Origin of the sequence: Salipiger thiooxidans (assembly GCF_900102075.1) — a bacterium.
Taxonomy (GTDB): Bacteria; Pseudomonadota; Alphaproteobacteria; order Rhodobacterales; family Rhodobacteraceae; genus Salipiger; species Salipiger thiooxidans.
This window is the reverse complement of the sequence record NZ_FNAV01000016.1, coordinates 1-22497: the sequence shown is the minus strand read 5'-3', so window position 1 is coordinate 22497 and position 22497 is coordinate 1. Positions and strand designations below refer to the sequence as shown.

Genomic DNA, 22497 nt, shown 5'->3' with positions numbered 1-22497 from the left:
ATCTTCGATGTAGATGTGACCCGGCTTAGTTGGGTCGGGACGATACAGATTTCCCTATTGGGAGCCACCATTTTCCTGGTTCCGATATCCTTTGGAGCGATGCTAGCGGCGTGGGCCTTCTCACGCCTGCTAGACGCTTAGCGCAAGCGGCGATGGAAACCCGCACACCAGAGCAGCGTCGCCGGATCATGAAGGCGGTGAAACAAGTGCCGAAGCCGACACAAACCGATGACCAGTCAGACAGCCAGCCAGACAACCTGATGGGGCGCATTGCATCAGTGCAGGAATGTGCGCGAGCGATAACCACTGAGGCGACACTTAGTGAAGCGGAATTAAAAGCTTTCATGGATGAACAGTGGGCGGAGAACAGCTAGGGGACTTCACTCTGCACGCTCCAAGCGTGGTGCGGTTGCCCCGAGCCGCGGTTCGCTCTGTTTGGCGACTTAACTCATTTTCAAATAGACACAGGCAACCGACCTTGTGCGGCTCTGCTACATTGGGAGCGATTATTGTGTGAGGCTCAACAAAGCTTCGGTCAGGTACAGTCAATTCGAGCATCAAACGCCGTATGAATGGTCCCAGCCCCTCTGAGCCACCATGCGAGCCTGGCATCGACACGAAGGGCGGACTCCGGACCTTCGCCGCATGAGCGAATTCGATCCTCGCCAACGCGGGAGCCGACATTGCCGCTCCTAACAAAAGTGGAACCGGGACGACGCCCCGCAGGTCTGCGCAAAGCCCGACTTGCACCTCGCTGCCATCTTAACCAATGTCAGCATCAAGGAGGGCGATCGGCCATGAAAATCATGTGTTTGAACGGTTGGGGAGGCAAGCTCCACGAAGTGATGCTGCCCTATCTGACCGCGACCGCGCCCGATATCCTGTGCCTTCAGGAGGTCATCCACAGGCCTTCGTCCGAAAAGGACTGGCTAACCTATCGCGACGGCGATCACGTCCTGCCCCAACGCTCGAACCTGTTTCGCGACGTCGCATCGGCGCTGCCGGACCACGCTGCTATCTTCTGTCCTGCGGCGCAAGGCGTCCTCTGGGACGGCGACGTGTCGATCCCATCGCAGTGGGGTTTGGCGACCTTCGTTCATCGCTCTTTCCCGATCATCGGACAGGTCCAGGGCTTCGTTCACAAGGATTACTCTCCCCTCCGCTTCGGCGATCACCCGCGCTCTCGAAGCGCCCATGGGGTGCGCGTGTGGGACTACGACGCGGACCGCGCCTTGAGCGTCACGCACATGCACGGGCTGCGAGACTTGGCTGGAAAGATGGACACGCCCGAGCGTGTTGAACAAGCTCATCGGCTGCGCGATCTCTCGAGCCAACTGTCGGAGCCCGGCGACTTGATTGTGATCTGCGGCGACTTCAACGTCGAGCCGGACAGCGAGACGCTCTCGATCCTTGCCGATGCCGGAATGACCGAACTCGTGACGACCCTCGGGTTCTCGGGCACCCGCAACTCACACTACCGAAAGCCGGGGCGCTTCGCCGACTACATGCTGATCAACACTCAAGATGCCGTGACGGGTTTTGAAGTCATCTACGACCCCGAAGTCTCGGACCACTGTCCGATCATCCTCGAAGTGTAGCTTTTGCAAAAACGGTCTTTCTCTCAAATATGTGGAATGTCATGGAAGTCCGCGTTGCTGCCGCGCGGCCTTCGAACACGTAAAAACTTGCGTCAATGTCCGTTCTGATGTCGCTGCGGCGCAGCGTCGAACGCGTCGGCGCACGACAACTCGGGGCCGGTCGCTACGCGGCGGACCGTCCGGGCGAAATGCCGTCATTCGCTGCAAACAAACGCGGGACTCAGGGTTCTTCCAACAGCCGACGTTTAGAACTCATATAAGTCTATGTCGCGGATGGAATTGCCAAGTCCAATTAGCTTGGCAGCCTGCTGACACGACACCGCGAGCATTCAGCTATCACGCTCCATGATCCACTCGACCTCCGGCGCGGGCACGAAGCGCCATTTACGGAGCGGGCCGGCCATGACATTGAGGTAATACATCTCGAACCCGTAGGGCGCGCCGCAGGGGTGGTGTCCGCGCGGCACCAGCACCACGTCGCCGTCAACAACCGCCATCGTATCGTCGAGCGCTCCGTCGTCGGTATAGACCCTCTGGATACCGAAGCCCGAGGCGGGGTTCAGGCGGTGATAGTAGGTCTCCTCGAGGTAAGTGATGCGCGGGAAGTCGTCCTCGTCGTGGCGGTGCGAGGGGTAAGACGACCAATGGCCAGCCGGCGTGAACACCTCGGTCACGAGGAGGCTGTCGCAATAGTCCTCGTGCTCCATGGCGATATTGTTGATGTGGCGGGTGTTGGTGCCTTTCCCGCGCTCGGTCAGGGTAATGCCGTCCGGGCCGATCCGGCGGGCTACGTGGCCGCCCTGGCCCGGCGCCGAGCACACCGCGATGGTGCAGTCGGTCTCGGCCACCGCCTCCCAGTCGCTACCGTTCGGCAGGTAGAGGCAGTGCGGCGGGATCTTTTCGAAGACATTCATGCGCTCGCCGAGCACGCCCCAGTCGTTGCCGGCGCCGGTGAGCGCCGCCTTGCCCTCGACCATCACCAGAATGACCTCGCGGTCGCCGGTGGTCTCGGCCACCCGGTCGCCGGCGCGCAGCCGGTGCAGGGCGAAGCCGACATAGCGCCAGCCGGCGCTCTCAGGTGTGATGCGGTGCACTTCTCCATGGGTGCCGAAGGGTTTGCGGTGCAGGGGAGATGTCATTTCTGGTCGTCCTCGGTTTCGTTTTGCTTGGCCGCGCGGGCGGCGACGATCTCGGCGTCCCAGACCACGAAGAACTGGTAGGCGCACCATAGGCCCGCAGCGCCGAACAGCGCCGCCCAGAAGTGTGCGCCGGAAGACAGCTCCACGAGCGCCCACCCGATTGCCACGACGGTAATGGCGATGCGCCGCCAGAGCGGCGCGAGCCATGGACTTTGCAGATCGAACACGGCTCAGCCCTGCTACGCCGACACGCGATCTTTGACCTCAAGGCCCGCTCGCGCGCAGAGGCCCCGGATCGTGTCGTAGCCCAGCTTGGATGCGTCGTAGGGTGCGACCTTGGCCGGGTCCTGTTCGGCTTCGACCACGATCCAGCCGCTGTAACCCATCTTCGCGAGACGGTCGGTCACTGCGGCGAAATCGATCGAGCCTTCGGCATCGCCTGGGACGGAGAAGGCACCGGCGATCACAGCGTCGAGGAACGACCAATCCTGGTCCCGGGCCCGCGCCACAACATCCGCACGCACGTCCTTGTAGTGCACATGGTGAACCCTGTCGCCCCAGCGATCGAGCGTGGCAAGCGGATCGCCACCGCCAAAGACCAGGTGGCCGGTATCGTAAAGGAGCGTAACCTCGGGGCTGGAGCCCTCCATCAGCCAGTCGATCTCGTCCGGGTGTTCAACAATCGCGCCCATGTGGTGGTGGTAGGCCAGCGGCAGGCCTTCGCCCGCCGTCCATTTTGCAATCTCCGATAGCTTGGCACCGTAGGCCATGAGCTCGTCGCGTGTTAGCCGCGGGCGGGCATTCACCGGCGTGCTCCGATCGCCCTGCACGGTGTTAGAGCATTCGGCGTAAACAATGCATGGCGCTCCCAGCGCCGCGAACTGTGCGACTTGTTCGGCAATCACGGATTTCTCGGTCTCGATGTCATTGACCAGAAGATTGCCCGAGCACCACCCGCCGCAGAGCGCCATGTCGTGGGACCCGAGGAAGCGTTTCAGCCCGGTCGTGTCGGCGGGCATCCGGCGGCCGCGTTCGGCGCCAGTGTAGCCGATCTGGCGCGCTTCACTCAGCGCCTGCTCCATTGTGTAGTTGGCGGTTAGGTCCGGCAGGTCGTCGTTCTGCCAGGCGATAGGGGAAATGCCGATCTGGACGCTCATGAACGGGTCCTCGCAGTTGGGCGCGTGGCGCGCGGTATGGGGATAAGGGACTGCGCCCCGCATGCAAGGGAGGGTGCATGCGGGGCGCGCGGGCGCGGCCGCATCAGTTGAGCGCGCGCGCCCGGACCTGCGCCTCGTAGGCGCGGCGCTTGTCTCGCACCTCTTCGCGGGTCGAAACCTCGGGGACGGCGACGTCCCACCAGTGACCCCCGTCGGGCGTCGACGGATACGGGTCGGTGTCGATCACGATGACGAACGGCCCGGCGGTGTCGCGGCGGCGCGCCAGGGCGGTTTCAAGCTCAGCGATTGAGGACACGCGCACGGCGCCGGCACCCATCGAGGCCGCGTGCGCGGCGAAGTCGATGTTCGACGGGTTCACATGATGCGAGAGGTCGAGGAGGTTGTTGAACTCCGCGCCGCCGGTGCCGATCTGGAGCCGGTTGATGCAGCCGTAACCTCGATTGTCGAGGATCACGACGGTCAAATCGATGCCGAGCATGGCAGCCGTCGCGAGCTCGGAATTGGCCATCATGTAGGAGCCATCGCCGACCATGCAGATCACATCGCGATCCGGCTGGGCCATCTTGATCCCCATCGCGCCCGCCACCTCGTAACCCATGCAGGAATAGCCGTATTCCATGTGGTAGGCGCCCGGGCGCGGGGCTTTCCAGAGCTTGTGCAACTCGCCCGGCATGGTGCCGGCGGCGCACATGACGACGGTATCGTCCCCCGAGGCCCGCTGCACGGCGCCGATAACCTGCTGATCGGTTGGGAGTGCATTGCCCTCATCCTCCGGAGCAGCGGTGAGCGGGTCGACCGCGCCGAACCAGTCGGCCTTGAGACCGGGGTCCGGCGCCACAACCGCATGATCTCCGAGCGCCGCGGAGAGGACCTCGAGCCCGACACGGGCATCGCAGCAGAGCGGTTCTGCCCCGTGTTTCATCGCGTCGTAAGCCGCCACGTTCAGCGACACGAGCCGGCGCGCGGGGTTCTCGAAAAGGCTCCACGATCCAGTGGTGAAATCCTGGAAGCGGGTTCCGACGCCGAGGACGAGGTCCGCTTCCGCGCAGATGATGTTGGCTGATGAGGCCCCAGTGACTCCGACCGGCCCGAAATTTAGCGGATGATCCCAGGCCAGGGCCGACTTGCCAGCCTGACTCTCGACAACGGGAATTCGATGCGCCTCGGCGAAGGATGCAAGGGCATCGCACGCGTCCGAATAGTGAATGCCGCCACCCGCAACGATTACTGGCCGTTTAGCCTTTTTCAGCATCTCCGACACCGCGGCGATCTCGGCCGGGTCCGGATGCGGACGGCGCAGGCGCCACACCCGCGGCGCAAAGAAGCTTTCCGGCCAATCATGCGCCTCGGCCTGGACGTCCTGGCAGAACGATAGGCAGACGGGCCCGCATTCGGCCGGATCGGTCATCACCCGGAAGGCACGTGGCAGCGCGGTGAGCAGCTGCTCCGGCCGCGCTATCCGGTCGTATTAACGCGTCACTGGTCGAAAACAGTCGTTGACTGAAACCGTGCCGTCACCCCAATCCTCGACTTGCTGGAGCACCGGGTCAGGCCCACGATTGGCGAACACGTCGCCCGGGATCAGCAATAGCGGGAGCCGGTTCACATGCGCCAGCGCCGCGGCGGTCACCATATTTGTGGCGCCCGGCCCGATCGAAGACGTTACGGCCATCGCGCGGCGTCGTTTGGACTGTTTGGCATAGGCAATGGCTGCATGCGCCATAGTCTGCTCGTTGTGGCCGCGATAGGTCCGGAAGGTCTCGCGCTCGGCGTAGAGCGCCTCGCCGATGCCCGCGACGTTGCCGTGGCCGAAGATCGCCCAGATCCCTGAAAGGAAAGGCTCGCCGTCTTCCGTCATCTGCGCGGCGAGATACTTGACCATCGCCTGTGCGGCCGTCAGTCGGATAACACTCATGCCGCATCCTCCCGTTCAATGCCGCGCGCCTCGTCCCAGGTCCGGCAAAGCCGCGCGTATGTGTCGCTCATCTTCCGCACCGCCTCGGCGTCGCTCATCTCGCCGCTCATCCAGGCCTCGGCCGGGGCACCGAATATCGTGCGCCCGACGGCAAAGCCCTTCACTAACGGAAAGCGCGCCGCGATACGGAAACTTTCGGCGAGCGCCGCCTCATCAGCGGCGAGCCCCAGCACGACGATGCCACGCGTGTGGCGATCGTGCCTCTCGATCGCCGCGCAGGCCGCGCGCCAAGCGGCGTCGCTGCGCATCGGCTCCAGTTTCCACCAGTCAGGGTAGACACCGATTTCGTAGAAACGCTCGATCACACGGGCAGTGGTGTCAGCGCTCGCCTCCGCCACCTTCGACGGGATAACTTCAAGAAGGAATTCCAACCGGTTGCGTCGGGCCGCGTGGAAGAGCCGCCTGACGGTGTCCTCTTGCGACGCGCGCGTTTCTGCATCGTCGTCAGGATGATAGAAGCACAGACACTTGACCACATGGTCGGAGGGCCATTCCGACAGCCCCCCGAAATCGGGGCCAAGCTCAGGCTCGAGCGTGAGCGGACGCGATCCCGGCCATTCGACCGGGCGCCCGATCCAGAGCCGTTGCCCCGCGGCGCGGTAAAGCGCCTCGCGGCCGAGCCGTCCGTCGCAGAGGAGGCCGTATCCGAGCCGCCCGTCTGCCACGTCGAGACAGGCGTCGAGGCACAACTCCTTGAAGCGGCCGATCCGCTCGGGTGACGCGCCGGGGAGTTCTTCCATCTGCATTCGATGATCGAAGGCAAAGACGCGCATCGTGCTCCAGTCCCCCTTGCGATTGGTCGACCAGTGCACCTGTTCAAGTGCGGCATCCTTGCGAAGGGCCGGCTCGCGCACGCCCCTCTCGAGAAAGAAATTCAGCTCCGTCAGGGAGGGATAGGCCGGTGTGCAGCCGTGCCGCGAGACCGCGAAGGCCCCGCAGGCATTGGCGTATTCGAGCGCGCGCGGCCAAGCCTCGCCATCGAGCCAGCCTTTCAGCAGCCCGGACATGAAGCCGTCACCGGCCCCGAGCACGTTGAAAACCTCAATCGGAAAGCCCGGACCCGCTTGGCCTTCGTCGAGGCTGTCCGGGATGCCGCCCTCGAAGGCGACAGCTCCGGCCGCACCGCGCTTGCAGACCAGCGTTGCGGCAGAGACCTTACGCACGGCACGAAGGGCCGCGACCGTGTCGGTCGTCCCGCCGGCGATATGGAACTCCTCCTCGGTGCCCACGATCAGGTCGAAGAGGTGAAGCGTCGATTGCAGCTTTGTCGTGACCTTTTCGGAAGCGACGAACCGGCTTTCGCCGTCGCCATGACCGGCAACACCCCAGAGGTTTGGCCGGTAGTCGATATCAAGGGCGGTCTGCGCGCCCGAAGATCGCGCGATCTCGAGTGCCTTCAGCACCGCCGCTTCCGTGCGCGGATGCGATAAGTGGGTCCCGGTCGCGACGACAGCCCGGGCGCGGGAGATGAAGTCTTCGGCGACGTCCTCGACCGACAGCGCCATATCGGCGCAGTTCTCCCGGTAGAATATTAGTGGGAAGCTTTCCTGATCCCGAATACCCAGAAGCACCAGCGCGGTCAGGCGCTCAGGATCGGTGATGACGCCCGTGGTGTCGACGCCCTCGCGCGCCAGCTCCTCACGGATAAAGCGCCCCATGTGCTCGTCGCCAACGCGGGTCAGAAGCGCCGATTTCAATCCGAGCCGCGCGGTTCCAGCTGCCATGTTGGTGGGCGAACCCCCGAGATACTTCTCGAAGGTCCGCATGTCCTCGAGCCGGCCACCCACCTGCGCCCCGTAGAGGTCCACGGACGAGCGACCGATCGTGATGAGATCGAGATCCTTGACCATCAGACCGTGCCCTCGAGCGAGCCTTCAAGCTGCGCCATTTCCTGGCCGCCGGCCATCATGTCCTGCAACTCTTCGGGGGTGATCTCTCCGCGCGTCGCCGTGCCGAGCGTCTTGCCTCGATTGAGCACAGTGAAGCGGTCGCCCACGGCAAGGGCGTGCCGGACGTTGTGACTGATGAACACGACGCCCACGCCCTGCTTACGGACTCGGTCGATCGTGGCAAGGACATTCGAGGTCTGGCGCACCCCGAGCGCGGAGGTCGGTTCGTCGAGGATCAGCACCCGCGCCCCGAAATAAACCGCCCGGGCAATGGCTACGGTTTGGCGCTCCCCGCCGGAGAGGGTGCCAACAGCCTGATCGGGACCGCGCAGGTTGATACCCATCTTGCGCATCTCCTCGACCGCGGCTTCGTTCATCGTCTGGATATCCATCCGCTTGAACGGTCCCGATCCGATCACCGGCTCGCGCCCCATGAAGAAGTTGCGCGTGACCGACATCAGCGGGATCATCGCGAGATCCTGGAACACGGTTGCGATGCCGGCCTCCATGGCGTCACGCGGACTCGAGAAGTCCATCGGCTTTCCGTCAATGGTGATGGTGCCCTTGGTCGGCTTATGAACGCCCGACATGGTCTTGATGAAGGTCGACTTTCCGGCGCCGTTGTCCCCGAGAAGACAGTGGCACTCGCCGGGACGGACATCGAAGCTCACGCCCGCCAGGGCGATGATGTTGCCGAAGTGCTTCTCGATGTCGCGCATCTCGATAATCGGCTTGGCGTCCGCGGCGGGCGCGCCGTGGTGGAACTTGGTTTCCTGGTCCATCTCACCGCTCCCCTGTCACGCGCTTGCGGATGTAGTTGTTGAAGAGGACCGCGATCAGGAGCATGCCCCCGAGGAACACCTGGAACCAGTCCTGGTCGAAGTTGGTGTAGGTCAGCCCGATGGTGACCATCCCGAAGATGATCGCACCGAAGAAGGCGCCGATCGCGGAGCCGTAGCCGCCGGTCAGAAGGCACCCCCCGATCACCGCGGCGATGATCGCCTCGAATTCCTTCATGAAGCCCCGGCGCGCGTCGGTTGACCCCGAGTCCATCACTGTAATGATCGCCACCAGCGCGCCGCAGATTGCCGCGAACATGAAGAGCGAGATCTTGACGCTCCGCACCGGCACACCCGAGTTGGAGGCCGCGTTGCGGTCACCGCCCGAAGCGAAGATCCAGTTGCCCTGCGGGGTTCGCAGAAGGACGTAGGTCGCGATCAGCGCCAGCAGGATGAACCAGAGGATTTCGACCGGAATGCCGGGGACCTTGGGTGCTCCATTGTTGAAGGTCTCGACTATCCCCGCCTGGGCGAGCCACGCAAAGATCGGACCGAGGGCGTCTCCCGAGAAGAACGGTGCCAGCCAGTCCCCCTCGACCGCATCCCGCACGCCGCGTAGCTGGGTCGATCCGCCCGAAGCGAGCTTCAGACCCACCAGAGAAGCGCCGCGCAGGATAAACAGGAATGCGAGCGTCACGATGAAGGACGGCAGCCCCGTTTTCAGCACAATGGCGCCATTGACCGCGCCGATCCCCGCCGCGACCGCAAGCGTCAGCGGGATTGCGAGGATGAGCGGCAGGCCGAGCGTGACCGTGCAGGCCCCGAAGATAAGCCCAGCGAAGGCCACCATCGATCCGATCGAGAGGTCGAATTCGCCGCCGATCATCAGCATCGCCGCGCCGATCGCCAGGATGCCGAGCTGGGCAGCGGGGGTCATGAAGTTCATGATGCCGGACAGCGTGAACATCGCGCCGTCGGCCGTGATCAGAAAAAACAGCGTCACGAGAACCACGCCGGCGATGGCGCCAAGCTCAGGGCGCTTGATGAGGCGCGCGCCGATACCTTCCTTCTTCAGCCGTTCGTCCAGCACTATCTGAGGCGTGTCCGCCATGATTTCCTCCCGTTTGAAAATCGGGGCCGCGCCGCGTGGGCGCACGCCCCTCGTGATCCGCGCTTGCGGATCGGGTCAGCGGATGCCTTGCGCCGACAGCTCGACGACCTGGGCCGCCTTGTCCTGCGTGATCAGGTTCGGACCCGAGGGCACGTTGCCGCCAGGGACGAGGCCGTAATTGGCGTTGAGCGCCAGGAAGACGACCGGCAGATAGCCTTGCAGGAATTGCTGCTGGTCGATGGCGAACGCCGCATTACCCTCGGCGACTGACTCGAGGAAGCCCGCCGACAGATCGAACGTGGCGACGTTAACCTCTCCGGTCCGGCCCACAGCTTCCACCGCTGCGACGGCCGGCTCGCCAACCAGCGAAGCGCCAAGACCCATCACAGTGTCGACGTCCGGGTTCGACTCCAGCGCGGCCTGCACCTTGGATTGCACTTCGGCGGGATCGTTGCGGGTCGGGATGACCTCGACCTCGCCGCCGAAGCCCTCGGCGAAGCCTTCGCAGCGCTGGTCGAGCGCGACGTTGCCGACCTCCTGATTGACGCAGATGCCCACTTGGCCACCCATTTCGGCCAGCTTCAGCCCGGCTTCACGGCCCGCGGTGAACTCGTCCTGACCGACATGCAGTAGAGCGCCAAGTTCCTTGGAAACGTCGGAGCCCGAATTCATGGAGATGACCGGAATGCCGGCTTGGACCGCGCGCTCGATCGACGGCCCGAGCGCATCCGCGTCGGGGATCGAGACCACGAGCCCGTCCGGCTCCTGGTTCACGGCGGCGTCGATGAGCTGGCTCATCTGGACCATGTCGAAAGTCTCGGGCGAGCGGAACTCGACGTTCGCGCCGGTGTCCTCGGCCGCCTTATCGACGCCGTTCTTGACCACAGACCAGAACGGGTCGTTGGCCTGCCCGTGAACCACCACGAGTATGTCCTGTGCCAGCGCGGGCGCTGCGACGGTCATGCCGGCAACAAGCGCGGCGGTGTAAGTGAATTTGGTCATGAGTCCTCCCCTTTGACCGTTCCGGCCGGGACCTCCCGTCCCGGCGACATCCGGCTGAGCCGAATTCCACATGCCCCGCGGCATCACGCCCTTTTGGAACATATATTCCATAAATGCCGAATCGGCACCGCAAGTCAACGATTTTAGCGCAGGGCGCCTACCGCGACGGCAAGTGTGGTGGTCAGGGTGATCGAGGCGTTCAGCGCCCGCAGCGCGCCAACCTCGTCCTCTCGCGCGACGAGAAGCTCCTGCGCAAAATCCGCCAGCGGACACTCCACCGTGTCGGTCAACCCGAATACGGGCACGCCCCGCTCCGCCGCCTCCGAGGCGAGGGATAAGGTCTCGGGGGAAAACGGCGCGTAGGTGATCGCAAAGACGGCATCTCCAGGTTGAATCACGGCACTCCCATCGAGAAGCCCGCTGCCACCGTGCAACACCGATGCGACGCCCATTTTCCCGAACAGATACGACATTGAACTCGCCACCGCGAAGGCGCGGCGCAACCCGACGAGGTGAATAATCCGCGCCCGCGACAAGCCCTGCGCGGTTGACTCCAAAGTGCCGCTCGTCACGGTATTTGCAAGTGAAAGAAGTGACTTATGCCCGGACTCCGCGAAGTCGACCAAGAGCCGGCCGATGCCCTCGCCCCCCGCATCCACTGCCGCGAGCCGGGCCTCGTAGCCGGGGCGAAATTCCGTGAATTGCGTGCGGAACAGCGCCTGCATTTCGGAGTAACCCCTGAACCCCAGGGCCTGGCAGAACCGCATGTAGGCCGAGGCTGCGACACCGGAAGCCTCTGCCATTTCGGCCACGGTCGACACCGCGATGAGATGCAGGTGCCCACGGGTGAACGTCGCGCATTGCCTCAACCGCTTGGGAAGCTTCTCGGTCTCGGCATCGAGCCGCTCCAGCAACTCCGTCACGCTCGTCGGCGCGGTCGCGCCCTGGCTCTCGATGTAGGTCATCCCTCGGCTCCTGTCTTGACAGCTTCACTCTAACCGCTCATCACAAGATATGGAATGAAAATTCCATTATGGGAGGAGAATCATGGCGATCGGTATTGGCCTGATTGGAACCGGCTTCATGGGCAAGGCGCACGCCCTGGCCTATCGCGCGGCACGAGCGGTCATGGCGGACGTGCCAGAAGCCCGCCTCTCCGTGCTGTGTGACATGCCCTTGGGCCGCGCCGAGGCGATGTCCTCGCAGTTCGGATTTGCCCGCGCGTCCGACGACTGGACTGCGCTCGTCGCTGATCCGGAAGTGGATGTCGTCTGTATCACCACACCGAACGGGCTGCATCGCGAGATGGCCCTCGCCGCCATCGCCGCCGGGAAAAACGTGCATTGCGAGAAACCGCTGGCGCTGACCCTCGAGGACGCCGAGGAAATGGCGGACGCCGCCCGCGAGGCCGGCGTCTCCACGATGGTCGGCTACAATTACATTCACAACCCGGCGGTCGCCCACGCCCGGAGGCTGATCGCGGACGGGAGGATCGGGCGCCCGGTGCATTTCCGCGGCTGGGTCGACGAGGACTACCAGGCCGATCCCGAGCTCGCCTGGACATGGCGCGCGACCCGGGCCGAGGCGGGCCTCGGCGCGCTCGGCGATCTCGGTTGCCACCTCGTGTCGATGTCGCATCTCCTGATGGGTCCCCTCGAAAGCGTTCTGGCCGACACCCAGATCGCCCACGCGACGCGCCCCCTGCCCGATGGGCCTGGCCGCGGCACCGTCGAGAACGAGGACACGGCCTCCGCACTGGTGCGCTACGCCTCAGGGGCGCAGGGCACGCTTTGCACCTCACGCACGGCATGGGGCCGCAAGAACAAGCTCGACTGGGAAGTGCATGGCACGCGCGGCATGATCACCTTCAGCCAGGAGCGGCTGAACGAACTGTGCCTTTACGTGAACGAAGGCCCCAAGGCCGAGCAAGGTTTCCGCACGATCCTGACAGGCCCCGATCACCCGCCCTACGGCGCGTTCTGTCCGGCGCCGGGGCATCAGCTCGGGTTCGGCAATCTCAAGACCATCGAGGCCGCCGCCTTCCTGCGCGCGATCGCCACCGGCACGTCAGCCTATCCCGACTTCACCGACGCGCTCGTGTTCGAGCAGGTCATCCACGCCATCGACACCTCGGCCCGCGAAGGCCGGCGCGTGTCTCTCTGACGCCTCATCCGGAAAGGTCATACCCCATGAAAGTCGCAATCTTCGGCGCCGGCCGTATCGGCAAGGTGCACGCCGCCTCGATCAAGATGGACCCGCGATCCGAGCTTGTCGCCGTCACCGACGTGATGACCGAGGCCGCAGAGGCCTTGGCGAAGGAGCACGGGATCGCCGCACGAAGCGCGGATGACATCCTTAGGGACGCGTCGATCGACGCGATCCTCATCGCGTCCTCGACCAACACGCATGCCGACCTGATTTCCGCCGGCGTGATGGCCGGAAAGGCCGTGTTCTGCGAGAAGCCCATCGATCTCGACCTCGCGCGCGCGCTCGAGATCCGCAAGATCGCCGAGGATCACGACAAGCCGATCATGATGGGCTTCAACCGCCGCTTCGACCCGAACTTCGCCCAAGTGAAGGGCGCGCTGGAAGGAGGTGAGATCGGCAAACCGGCGATGCTGTCGGTGACGTCCTACGATCCGGCCCCGCCGCCCGTCAGCTACATCGAAGTGTCGGGCGGGCTCTTCCGCGACATGATGATCCATGACTTCGACATGTGTTCCTTCCTCTTCGGCATGCCGGACACGGTGATGGCGCACGGGTCATGCCTGATCAATCCGGAGATCGGCGCCGCGGGCGATATCGATACCGCCGTCGTCGTGCTGACCTATGCCGACGGGCGGATCGCGACCATCCGCAATTCGCGGCAGGCGCCTTACGGCTACGACCAGCGCGTCGAGGTGCTCGGCGCGGACGGAACGCTCGCCGCCGAGAACGAGATCGAGAACACCGTGGTGAAGTCCACCGCTGCGGGCGTCGTCTCGGCCAAGCCGGTGTTCTTCTTCCTCGAGCGCTACATGCGCGCATATGCCATCGAATGGTCGGCCTTCGTCGACGCCGTGATCGAGGGCGCGCCGGTGCCCGCCGGCGTGCAGGACGGCGTCAACGCGCTTGCCCTCGCCGAAGCGGCGGACCGCTCGCTCGCCGAGGGTCGACCCGTGGCCGTGACGGCCGACATGACAGGGGCCTGAACGATGGCATTCACCCTGGCCGCCTGCGCGGAGATGCTGTGGCGCGACCGCCCCATCGAATGGCGCTGCGCCCGGCTTGACGAGATGGGCTTCGAGGTCGGGCTATGGAACTGGGTCGACCACGACCTCGCCAAGCTCGAGGCGTCCGGCGCGACGTTCTCGATCATGAACGGTTATCTCGAAGGCCGGCTCGCCGACGACGAGGGCGCTGACATGCTGCTGGCCTCCGCCCGCGAGGCGGCTGAGGTCGGCAAGCGCCTCGGCGTGGCCCGGCTGAACCTCCATGGAACCGGCCTTGGCGACGGCGGCCGGCCGAAGTTGGCCGAGGTCGCGACCCCGCTGAAATGGGTGAAGGCTCGCGACACGCTGCACCGCATCTGCGATCTCGGCGAAGAACTGGGCGTGACCTTCACGCTCGAGAATTTGAATCTGCCCGTGGATCACGCCGGCGTTCCTTTCGCACGGGCCGAGGAGACGCTTGCCCTGGTCGCCGCGGTCGATCGGCCGCAACTGCGCCTGAACCTCGACCTCTACCATGCGCAGATCGGCGAGGGGAACCTGATCGAGCTCTGCCGCGCCTCTCTGCCTTGGATTGGCGAGATCCAGGTCGCCGATGTGCCCGGTCGTTGCGAGCCCGGCACGGGCGAGATCAATTACTCGGTTATCGCCAAAGCCCTTACCGAGATGGGGTATGACGGGCCGGTCGGCATGGAGGCGTTTGCATCCGGAAAAGACGTGGCCGCACTCACTGCATTCCGTGAAGCCTTCGGGGGATGAAGGGGGGCTGAAGCTTGAGCACGAATGCAGGACCATCTGCGATAAATCCCGCCAACCCGTGCCTTGTGGAATAGTCTTTAGCTTGCTTTTCCGAGGCGGGAGCGCAGCACTACCAAGGACAGCACATCCACAATTCGATCAAGCGCAGTCAGAGCGCCGAATCACGCGCTTCATGTTTGCGGAGCGAATGCACGAACTTCACGCCCCGTAGGAAATCCTTTCTTAGCTGCGGGGAAGGCCCAAGCAATACATCACAGACGTCCACCTTCCCGGATACCGCGCCGCAGCATTTCCGCTTTCTTTTAGGGCAGCCTTAGGCCGGGACCGACGGCCGACAATGCCTGCCAAGCGGACGACCCGCTGCGTCGCCGCAGGTCCGGCTTGAGGGCTTCTGCGACATTCTGTGATCTCATCCCTCATAACGACCGTCGGTCTCGGACGCGATCTTCTGCATGAGCTCGGCCATCTCTTTCAGTCGCGATGCAGTTAGACGGCTGCTGGGACCAGCCAGACCGAAGCCCGCGCGGATCTCGCCCTCGTCGCGCCAAGGTATTGCGATGCAGTTGAGGCCGGGCATCCAGTTCTCCCGGTCGAGGGCATAGCCGCGTTCGGCGATCGCCTCGATCTCGGCCGCGATGCCGGGGCCGATCCGGTCGGCGTGTGTATCAAACATCCGTCTGCGTAGCGCGGGGATGAAGGCAAGGAACAGAAGGCCGATGGCGGAGCCCGCCATGGGTTCGCGGTGTCCGCGCTGGCTCGCCGCCTTCAGAGCGCGCGTGCTTTCGATCGCGTCGAGAAAGTAGACCTCATCACCCGAGGGCACGGCGAGGAAAACGGTCTCGGAGGTTTCAGTGGCCATGGCCTCCAGCGCGGGGCGCAGGCTATGGCGAAGGGCGTCGTCGTCGCCCGCGACGCGGGCGAGGTTCAAAATCCTGTCGCCGAGATGGTAGCGCGTGTCGCCGGCGCGGCGGCGCACGTAGCCCGCCGTCTGCAACGCCTTCAGAATGTTGTGCGCCGTGGTCGTCTTCAGACCCGTGGCGGCGGCGATGTCGTTCAGATGTGCGGCACCCCCCGCATGGGCGATCGAGTCGAGAATATCGGTGGCGCGGGCGACGGACTGAACCATTGAGTTCCTTGAAATTTCAGCAGTAGTGAAAAATGCCGCCAATCCTTCGAATTTTCAACGGCTTTCATGGAAATCTCGGAACGCCAGTCTGAGCGATCCGTTCATATCCTGAATGCCGCAGCGCGGCGACGATGACGGAGACGACCATGACACGCACGATGATGGCCCGCGCCACCCCCAAAGCCGGGCGGGACGCGCAACTCAGAACACTCGTGGAGGACCTGGCTCGCAATGTCCGTGCAGAGCCAGGAAACATACGTTTCGAGGTTTTTGGCGAGGAGGGTGGCGCGATGTTGATGCTGGAGGAATACCGAGACGACGCGGCCTTCGAGGCGCATTTGGAAAAGCCCCATACGAAGCAGTTCAATGCCTCCCTGGAAGACGTCGCGACGGGCGGCGGATCTCAGGTCACGGACCTTGCGGGCGTTGCCGCTGATCGGCCTGCCGCGCCCGGAATCCTTGGCATCGACCATGCCGGCCTGACAGTGCCCGATATCCAGGATGCGACGCGCTTTTTTGCCAAGGCGTTCGGCGCGGTGACGCTCTACGACGTCCTGCCTGAGGATGGGCCGGATATGTCCGGCAAAGGGCCGGAGGCAGAGCTGGGACTGAGCCCCGGCACACGAATCGTCCACATGCGACTTCTCAGGATCGGCAACGGGCCCTGCCTTGAACTCTTCAGGATGGAAGACGGTGACCAAGCCGATCCCGCCCGTCTGCAAGACAAGGGCCTGACCCATATCGGCCTCTACGTGGATAATATCGACGCCGCCTGCGCTGCCTTCACGGAGGCCGGTGGCAAGCTCCTCAAGGGCCCCCACCCGCTCGCCAACAACGATGACCAGGACGGCAATGCTGGCATCTACGGCCACGCGCCCTGGGGCATGTTGATCGAGCTTCTGACCTATCCCGGCGGCATCGACATGCCCGCGGACGCGCCAACGATCCGCTGGACCCCGCACCCCTGAAGGAGAGATCCCATGATCAAAATGACAATGCTACTGAAGCGCAACCCCGAGATAGACCACGATGAATTCGTGCGCCACCACCGCGAGACACACGGTCCACTATTCCGCTCGATCCCCGAGGCAGAGACGCACGTGCTGCGCTACATCCAGACCCACCCGGCGGAGGGCGACTTCCCGGTCCCCCAAGCCGAGTTCGACGGCACTGCCGAGATCTGGTTCGACAGCACCGAAGGCATGCGTGCCGTGCTCGGATCGGACACCTACCAGAACAAGGTCTTCCCCGATGAGAAGACGTTTCTCGACCACGACACCACCCTGATCCTCGTGGGCGAACAGACGGAAATCATCGAAGACAGGAAGTAATATCGAAACACCGGACGTTGCGCACCTCAATGCATCGGGCATCAAGGTCTGCTTCTTCCGCCCTCCCGACCTTCATTCTCCGAAGATGCTGCGCGATGGATGAATGGCCGGTCTGGTGAACGTGCACCGCAGCGATCGGCCAGTGACTGAATGGCCGGTCTGGGCCGTCAGCGACGACCCGGCTGGCCGAGGAGGCCGTGGGGCTCGCGGCACCGCCGCATGTCTGCTCCGAGCCCGTAGTGCTTACTTTCTGTTGTGCAGCGAATGTCGGCTTCCTTGGCAAAGACAAAGAAATTTCGGCGATTTAGACAAGCTGGGTGCGGCAACGGTTGATCTTTTGCAGGCCTTCTGGGTAAGGGACACCCAAGCGTAAGGACCCGGTGAGAGCCCGGGTGGCTCTTCTGGCCGCTGATCCGCCAGATCATTTTTGATGAACCCTGAATATCATTGCCGAACCGTCCTGCGCTGGATGTGTCGATGCAGGGTCATGGAATTTCAATGACACTTACTGACTACCGCCAACAATGGTTTGGCAACATCCGCGGCGATGTGCTTGCGGGCATCGTCGTCGCACTGGCGCTGATCCCCGAGGCGATCGCCTTTTCCATCATCGCAGGCGTCGACCCCAAGGTCGGGCTCTACGCCTCGTTCTCGATTGCAGTCCTGATTGCCTTCGTCGGCGGCCGGCCCGGGATGATCTCGGCGGCTACGGCTGCCACGGCTGTGTTGATGATCACCCTCGTTCGGGATCACGGACTGGAATACCTGCTGGCGGCCACGGTGCTGGCGGGCTTGATCCAGATCGGAGCCGGCTTTCTGAAGCTGGGACGCTTCATGCGCTACGTCTCGAAATCGGTCATGACAGGCTTCCTGAACGCGCTGGCGATCCTGATCTTCATGGCACAGCTGCCGGAACTGAACCTTGCCAATCCCGGCGTGACTTATCTGACCTTTGCGCTGGTGGCGCTGGGGCTGGCAATCATCTACCTGCTGCCGCGCCTGACGACCGCCGTGCCGTCGCCGCTGGTGACGATCATCGTGCTCACCATACTTGTTACGGTGATGGGGTGGGATGGCGTGCGGACGGTCGGTGACATGGGAGCCATGCCGGACACATTGCCGGTGTTCCTGATCCCGCAAATTCCGCTGAACGTCGAGACATTCCTCACCATCCTGCCCTACGCGCTGGCCGTGGCCGTCGTCGGGCTGCTGGAAAGCCTGATGACGCAGAACATCGTCGACGATCTGACGGATACGAAATCCAGCCGCGACCAAGAGTGTATCGGTCAGGGTATCGCCAACACTGCGACCGGCTTCATTGGTGGCATGGCGGGCTGCGCGATGATCGGCCAGTCGATCATCAACGTCAAATCGGGCGGGCGCGGGCGGCTGTCGTGCTTTACCGCCGGGGCCGTGCTTCTGATCCTCGTTGTCGGTCTCGGCGATCTGGTGGGACGGATTCCGATGCCGGCTTTGGTCGCGATCATGATTATGGTGTCGATCGGCACGTTTTCCTGGTCGTCGATCAAGGCACTTCGGGTGCATCCCCGGTCGTCCAGCGTCGTCATGCTCTCGACCGTCGTCACGGTCGTCTACACCCACAACCTCGCCATCGGCGTTCTGGTGGGCGTGCTGCTGTCGGGCATCTTCTTTGCCGCCAAGATCGCTCAGCTGTTCCGCATCTCCTCGACATTGTCCGACGATAGCCGCACCCGCACTTACGTGATGGAAGGGCAGCTGTTCTACGGCTCGGCCGAGGACTTTACCAATGCCTTGGATTTCCGTGAGGCCCCCGACCGGGTCGTGATCGACGTCAGCCGTGCGCATATCTGGGACATCAGTTCGGTTCAGGCGCTGGACATGGCGATCCTGAAGTTCCGTCGCGAAGGCGCGGAGGTCGAGGTCATCGGCATGAACGAGGCATCGGAAACCATCGTCGACAAGCTTGCCATCCATGACAAGCCCGGGGCGATGGACAAATTGATGAGTCACTGAGGGAGGAAACTGACATGGATAAGATACTCGCACTCCTGGACGGGTCGGAATACTCCGAAAGCGTCTGTCACCATACAGCCTGGATCGCGCAGAAGCTGAATGCAGGAATCGTTGCAATGCATGTGCTGGGCCGACGCGAAGGGGCCGCGCCGACGGACCTGTCAGGATCGCTGCGGCTCGGGGCACGCAGCGCCCTGCTTGCCGAACTGTCATCCCTGGACGAACAGCGCGCGAAACTGGTCCAGGCAAAGGGCCATGCCATCCTCGAGGATGCCAAAGCCATCTTGGACAAGGACGGCGTGCCGCATGTCGAGAGACGGCTGCGCAAGGGCGACTTGCTGGAAGCCGTTCAGGAACTGCAGCCGGACATCCGCGCCATCACCATCGGCAAGCGCGGCGAAGGTCATGGATTTGCATCTGCTCACCTTGGATCGAACCTCGAGCGGATCATCCGCGCGTCCAAGGTGCCGGTGTTCGTCGCGTCCCGCACCTACGGGGCGATCCAGAAGGTTCTGGTGGCCTACGACGGCAGCGCCAGCGCGAAGATCGCGATCGAGCGTATGTCCGGCAGCGCCATCTTTGCAGACCTTGACGTCACAGTCCTTTGCATCGGTCAGGACGGTGGTAATGCGAAAGCAATAGCCGCGGCCGCTGAAGCGGTCGCAAATTTGCAGCACGCCAGCATTACGGCCGTGGCACGCACGGCGACGGGTGAACCGGGCGATGTGCTGAACGACTTGGTCAAAGCCGAAGGTTTCGATCTTCTGGTCATGGGCGCCTACGGTCACAGTCGCATCCGCCAGCTGATTATCGGCTCCACGACCACTACCATGATCCAGACGGCGAACATTCCGGTCCTGCTTTACCGGTAGCCATATCATCCTGCGGCTATGCTCCGGCGCAGGCCGCGGGTTCCTGCATGGATACCGTTCAGTCCAAGGGAATGTTGGTTGCCGGAATGCCAGCCGCTCGAAGCGAAAATTTGATACACCCGCATAGGCCGGTCAAAAACTTCCTTTTGTTGAACGGTTCTTCAGACCGGACATTGGTGCAAGTGCAGCGAAGGTCGGAAAGGTCCCGCTCAGCGGACCCTGGATGTCGGAAAATGCTGCGCGACGCACGAACGACCGCTTCGGTGAAGCTGCGCCGCGGCGTGGTAAACAAGTCCCAAGGTCGGCAATGGGCCGGGAGCGACGGCCGCCCGATGGGCGACTAGGCGCTTGACCCGGCTGCGCAGCGAAGGTCGGGAACGAGCCCAACCGACGCATTCAACAAACTGCGGCGAACGATCTATCCCGCCATTGGTGCGCAAACGCCCCACGACCTCCAAGCTTTTCTCAATACTTTTGGCCAAGCTAGCGTTTTGATTTATCTTCAAACTGCGAGTGGCACAGAAGTGACCGTTTAGGCGTGCGACTCGTGGCAGAGTGTTTGCGTCGATTTCTGGCTGATTCGTGTGATCTATCCGGCTCGACTGAGAAAGAAAGGCCGTAATGAAGTATATAAAGAAACATCCAGCCAAGATTCGGCCTAATATTCGCCAACTTCAAAAGAGGTCCGCATTAAAGAAAAAGAATGAAGCTCAAAAACTGGAAGACTTGAAGTCTATTAGAGTAGCTGTGGTCTGCGCCAAGATTGCCGCATGGACATTTGGGATTGTAGCTACAATAATCGCAGTTAGGGATCTGACTGCAAACCTAGAAGGACTAGAGGCAACGAGAAAGAGCAGTGCAGAGCAGTCGATAACTAGCGCGTGGCAGTTGCTAACTGCAAAATCACCTGGAAATAGCGGCAAAACGGATGCTCTAGAAACGCTTGATCGCGCCGAAATAAACTTAGTGGGTCTGGACCTTTCTTGCGAAACTCAGGGAGGACGGGACGGTCTTACTTGCCGCTATCCTGTTTACCTTGAAGAGTTACGTTTGGGCTCGTGGAAGGAACTTGCAGACTTGAGAGAGGTTAACTTTCGTGGGGCGACTATGAATTATGCCCGCATAGCCGCTAACTTAAGCGGAGCGAACCTTGCCGATTCGTTGCTTCAAGGTACATCTTTTTCGCATTCTGGTGGAAGGGCGGTCGACTTTTCAGGAACTTTTGGAGATGTTGATTTTTCAAGAACTTTCTTCATTGGGTCCTCCTTTTCCAATGCATCTCTTAGCGATTCGAATTTCTCTAATGCGGCATTTATAAACAGCAGTTTCGAAGGCGCATTTTTGTTGCAGGCCGATTTTTCCCAAAGCTCCTTGGATCTTTCTGACTTCTCAACGGCATATATTGGGCTAGCCGATTTTACTGGAATTGAAGGCAAGCCGAACCTCGCTGATGCAGTGTTTGGAAAGGACTTACCGCCGATCGTTGATGTAAATTCAGACTTGAGAGCGCGTCTTTGTCCAGAAGAAGTAATTAACGAACTGTTGGACGGCTCCATGTCGTCGATTCTCGAAGGATTTGGTGTATCAAATTTGGCAGATGCGCTTGCAGTACAATCAGCCGTTCATCGTGCCGCAGCCAAGTTTTCTGGAGGACCCAGGGAGGTGAAGGCGGGGTCCGAAGTCGATAATGCAGAGGAGGAACTTCTAAGGATCGTTGGGTTCTATGGAAGCGGAGTGGATTCTTTCGCTTACGGAGGAAGGCTGCGAACCGCACTTCCAAGTGACAACGTCGGCGGAAGTGAAATAAGTCTCTCGATTGTGCGGAATGATTGTGAACTCGTTCGTATTGCAGATTTCTCCAGCACAGACCGATAGGATGTCCATATTGAAACAGATTTCGGCCGCTGTTTGATCTCCAAAGTCGATGTTCACCGGCTAAACGGTGCCCGGCAGATGAACCAAAGTTCGGCCTTTCTCCGCAGCTCATTTCGTGTCAAAATCCAACCGTTTCTGCCACTGGCCAATACGGCGGCTCTGTCCGGGGCCGAAGACACACGTTCAGCGAGGGACGCAAAGTCCGCGCTGCCGACCTTGATCTTACGAAAATGCTGCAAGATGCACGAATGGCCGGTCTGGTGAAGCTACACTGCGGCGTTCGGCCAGAGACTGAACGGCAGGCCTGGGCCGTTCTCGTCGGCCGCCGCAAGGGGCGGATGCCGGACTTTCGCCGCGGTCGCGAAGGCACCTCGGCCGCACCGCGGAAGCGGCCATTCAAGCGAGAACCAAGGCCGGAACCCGCTCGATCGACACCAGGGGCGGCGAGCCGCCATTCGCTGCGTCCTGGTCGAACGGCAGCTCAGCGCAGAAAACGGAATTTGCAAAGTTTGGCCCATTTCCCGACCGCGGCCTTTCGTTTAGACTGCGGAGAAGGGCGGTAGAGAGCCCGGATTGACCTATGCTGCGTGAACGACAAACAGCGGCTTTGGTGATCAACTTTCATTGGAAATGCGAAGCTTGTCAGCGTTTTCGATCAG

19 protein-coding genes, 1 pseudogene and 1 other annotated feature are annotated in these 22497 nt (G+C 62.4%); of the genes and pseudogenes, 10 read left to right on the top strand and 10 right to left on the bottom strand.

All coding sequences use genetic code 11. The annotated features are described in order from the left end of the window. Nucleotides 1-152 precede the first annotated feature (152 nt). Together BLQ77_RS28495 and BLQ77_RS21275 are read left to right on the top strand one after the other, a co-directional pair. Nucleotides 153-374 carry a hypothetical protein gene (locus BLQ77_RS28495; protein ID WP_131822044.1) on the top strand — a complete coding sequence of 74 codons (222 nt, stop codon included), beginning with the start codon at nt 153-155 and terminating at the stop codon, nt 372-374. Nucleotides 375-797: 423 nt separating this feature from the next. Further along, nucleotides 798-1598: an endonuclease/exonuclease/phosphatase family protein gene (locus BLQ77_RS21275; RefSeq protein WP_089962750.1), complete on the top strand. Its 801-nt coding sequence runs from the start codon at nt 798-800 to the stop codon at nt 1596-1598. 329 nt (nt 1599-1927) lie between these two features. Here BLQ77_RS21275 and iolB read toward each other — a convergent pair whose 3' ends face one another. From iolB to BLQ77_RS21230, 9 genes and pseudogenes are all read right to left on the bottom strand, one after another. Continuing rightward, nucleotides 1928-2737: a 5-deoxy-glucuronate isomerase gene (gene iolB, locus BLQ77_RS21270; RefSeq protein WP_089962748.1), complete on the bottom strand. Its 810-nt coding sequence runs from the start codon at nt 2735-2737 to the stop codon at nt 1928-1930. Beyond that, nucleotides 2734-2964: a hypothetical protein gene (locus tag BLQ77_RS21265; RefSeq protein WP_089962746.1), complete on the bottom strand. Its 231-nt coding sequence runs from the start codon at nt 2962-2964 to the stop codon at nt 2734-2736. The genes iolB and BLQ77_RS21265 overlap by 4 nt, the downstream gene beginning before the upstream one ends. A gap of 12 nt (nt 2965-2976) precedes the next feature. After that, nucleotides 2977-3894 (bottom strand): myo-inosose-2 dehydratase, encoded by a 918-nt coding sequence (gene iolE, locus BLQ77_RS21260; protein ID WP_089962745.1) that lies wholly within the window; start codon nt 3892-3894, stop codon nt 2977-2979. Between the two features lie 103 nt (nt 3895-3997). Continuing rightward, a pseudogene (iolD, locus tag BLQ77_RS21255) lies at nt 3998-5830 on the bottom strand (3D-(3,5/4)-trihydroxycyclohexane-1,2-dione acylhydrolase (decyclizing)). Then, nucleotides 5827-7740 carry a bifunctional 5-dehydro-2-deoxygluconokinase/5-dehydro-2-deoxyphosphogluconate aldolase gene (locus BLQ77_RS21250; RefSeq protein ID WP_089962743.1) on the bottom strand — a complete coding sequence of 638 codons (1914 nt, stop codon included), beginning with the start codon at nt 7738-7740 and terminating at the stop codon, nt 5827-5829. The pseudogene iolD and the gene BLQ77_RS21250 overlap by 4 nt, the downstream one beginning before the upstream one ends. Further along, nucleotides 7740-8561, bottom strand: coding sequence for an ATP-binding cassette domain-containing protein (locus BLQ77_RS21245; protein ID WP_089962741.1), 822 nt, complete (start codon nt 8559-8561; stop codon nt 7740-7742). The genes BLQ77_RS21250 and BLQ77_RS21245 overlap by 1 nt, the downstream gene beginning before the upstream one ends. Before the next feature lies 1 nt (nt 8562). Then, nucleotides 8563-9669 (bottom strand): ABC transporter permease, encoded by a 1107-nt coding sequence (locus BLQ77_RS21240; protein ID WP_089962740.1) that lies wholly within the window; start codon nt 9667-9669, stop codon nt 8563-8565. Between the two features lie 75 nt (nt 9670-9744). Next, nucleotides 9745-10671, bottom strand: coding sequence for a sugar ABC transporter substrate-binding protein (locus BLQ77_RS21235; RefSeq protein WP_089962738.1), 927 nt, complete (start codon nt 10669-10671; stop codon nt 9745-9747). 143 nt (nt 10672-10814) lie between these two features. Further along, nucleotides 10815-11636, bottom strand: coding sequence for a MurR/RpiR family transcriptional regulator (locus BLQ77_RS21230; protein WP_089962736.1), 822 nt, complete (start codon nt 11634-11636; stop codon nt 10815-10817). 82 nt (nt 11637-11718) lie between these two features. Between BLQ77_RS21230 and BLQ77_RS21225 the strand changes: the two genes are divergently transcribed. Genes BLQ77_RS21225 through BLQ77_RS21215 form a run of 3 tightly spaced genes read left to right on the top strand, consistent with a single transcriptional unit; the run spans nt 11719 to nt 14639 of the window. Next, nucleotides 11719-12834, top strand: coding sequence for a Gfo/Idh/MocA family protein (locus tag BLQ77_RS21225; protein WP_089962735.1), 1116 nt, complete (start codon nt 11719-11721; stop codon nt 12832-12834). 26 nt (nt 12835-12860) lie between these two features. Next, on the top strand, nt 12861-13862 hold the full coding sequence (gene iolG / locus BLQ77_RS21220) for an inositol 2-dehydrogenase (protein WP_089962733.1): 1002 nt from the start codon (nt 12861-12863) through the stop codon (nt 13860-13862). Between the two features lie 3 nt (nt 13863-13865). Continuing rightward, entirely contained in the window at nt 13866-14639 is a 774-nt protein-coding gene (locus tag BLQ77_RS21215) for a TIM barrel protein (protein WP_089962732.1), read from the top strand. A 409-nt stretch (nt 14640-15048) separates the two neighbouring features. Here the strand turns inward: BLQ77_RS21215 and BLQ77_RS21210 are convergent, their stop codons facing one another. Further along, on the bottom strand, nt 15049-15765 hold the full coding sequence (locus BLQ77_RS21210) for an IclR family transcriptional regulator (RefSeq protein WP_207545870.1): 717 nt from the start codon (nt 15763-15765) through the stop codon (nt 15049-15051). Nucleotides 15766-15911: 146 nt separating this feature from the next. On the opposite strand from BLQ77_RS21210, the gene BLQ77_RS21205 reads away from it, so the two are divergent. The 5 genes from BLQ77_RS21205 (at nt 15912) to BLQ77_RS21185 (ending at nt 21838) form a co-directional block, all read left to right on the top strand. Next, nucleotides 15912-16733 (top strand): antibiotic biosynthesis monooxygenase, encoded by an 822-nt coding sequence (locus tag BLQ77_RS21205; protein WP_207545869.1) that lies wholly within the window; start codon nt 15912-15914, stop codon nt 16731-16733. Between the two features lie 12 nt (nt 16734-16745). Further along, nucleotides 16746-17096, top strand: coding sequence for an EthD domain-containing protein (locus BLQ77_RS21200; RefSeq protein WP_089962730.1), 351 nt, complete (start codon nt 16746-16748; stop codon nt 17094-17096). A gap of 370 nt (nt 17097-17466) precedes the next feature. Continuing rightward, nucleotides 17467-17522: a sequence feature (sul1 is cis-regulatory element that is thought to sense ions involved in sulfur or methionine metabolism; They are found in Alphaproteobacteria), on the top strand. Nucleotides 17523-17594: 72 nt separating this feature from the next. Next, on the top strand, nt 17595-19091 hold the full coding sequence (locus tag BLQ77_RS21195; protein ID WP_089962729.1) for a SulP family inorganic anion transporter: 1497 nt from the start codon (nt 17595-17597) through the stop codon (nt 19089-19091). A gap of 14 nt (nt 19092-19105) precedes the next feature. Further along, nucleotides 19106-19963, top strand: a complete 858-nt coding sequence (locus BLQ77_RS21190; RefSeq protein ID WP_089962727.1) for a universal stress protein — start codon at nt 19106-19108, stop codon at nt 19961-19963. Between the two features lie 621 nt (nt 19964-20584). Further along, nucleotides 20585-21838: a pentapeptide repeat-containing protein gene (locus BLQ77_RS21185; protein WP_089962725.1), complete on the top strand. Its 1254-nt coding sequence runs from the start codon at nt 20585-20587 to the stop codon at nt 21836-21838. The last annotated feature ends 659 nt before the right edge of the window (nt 21839-22497 follow it).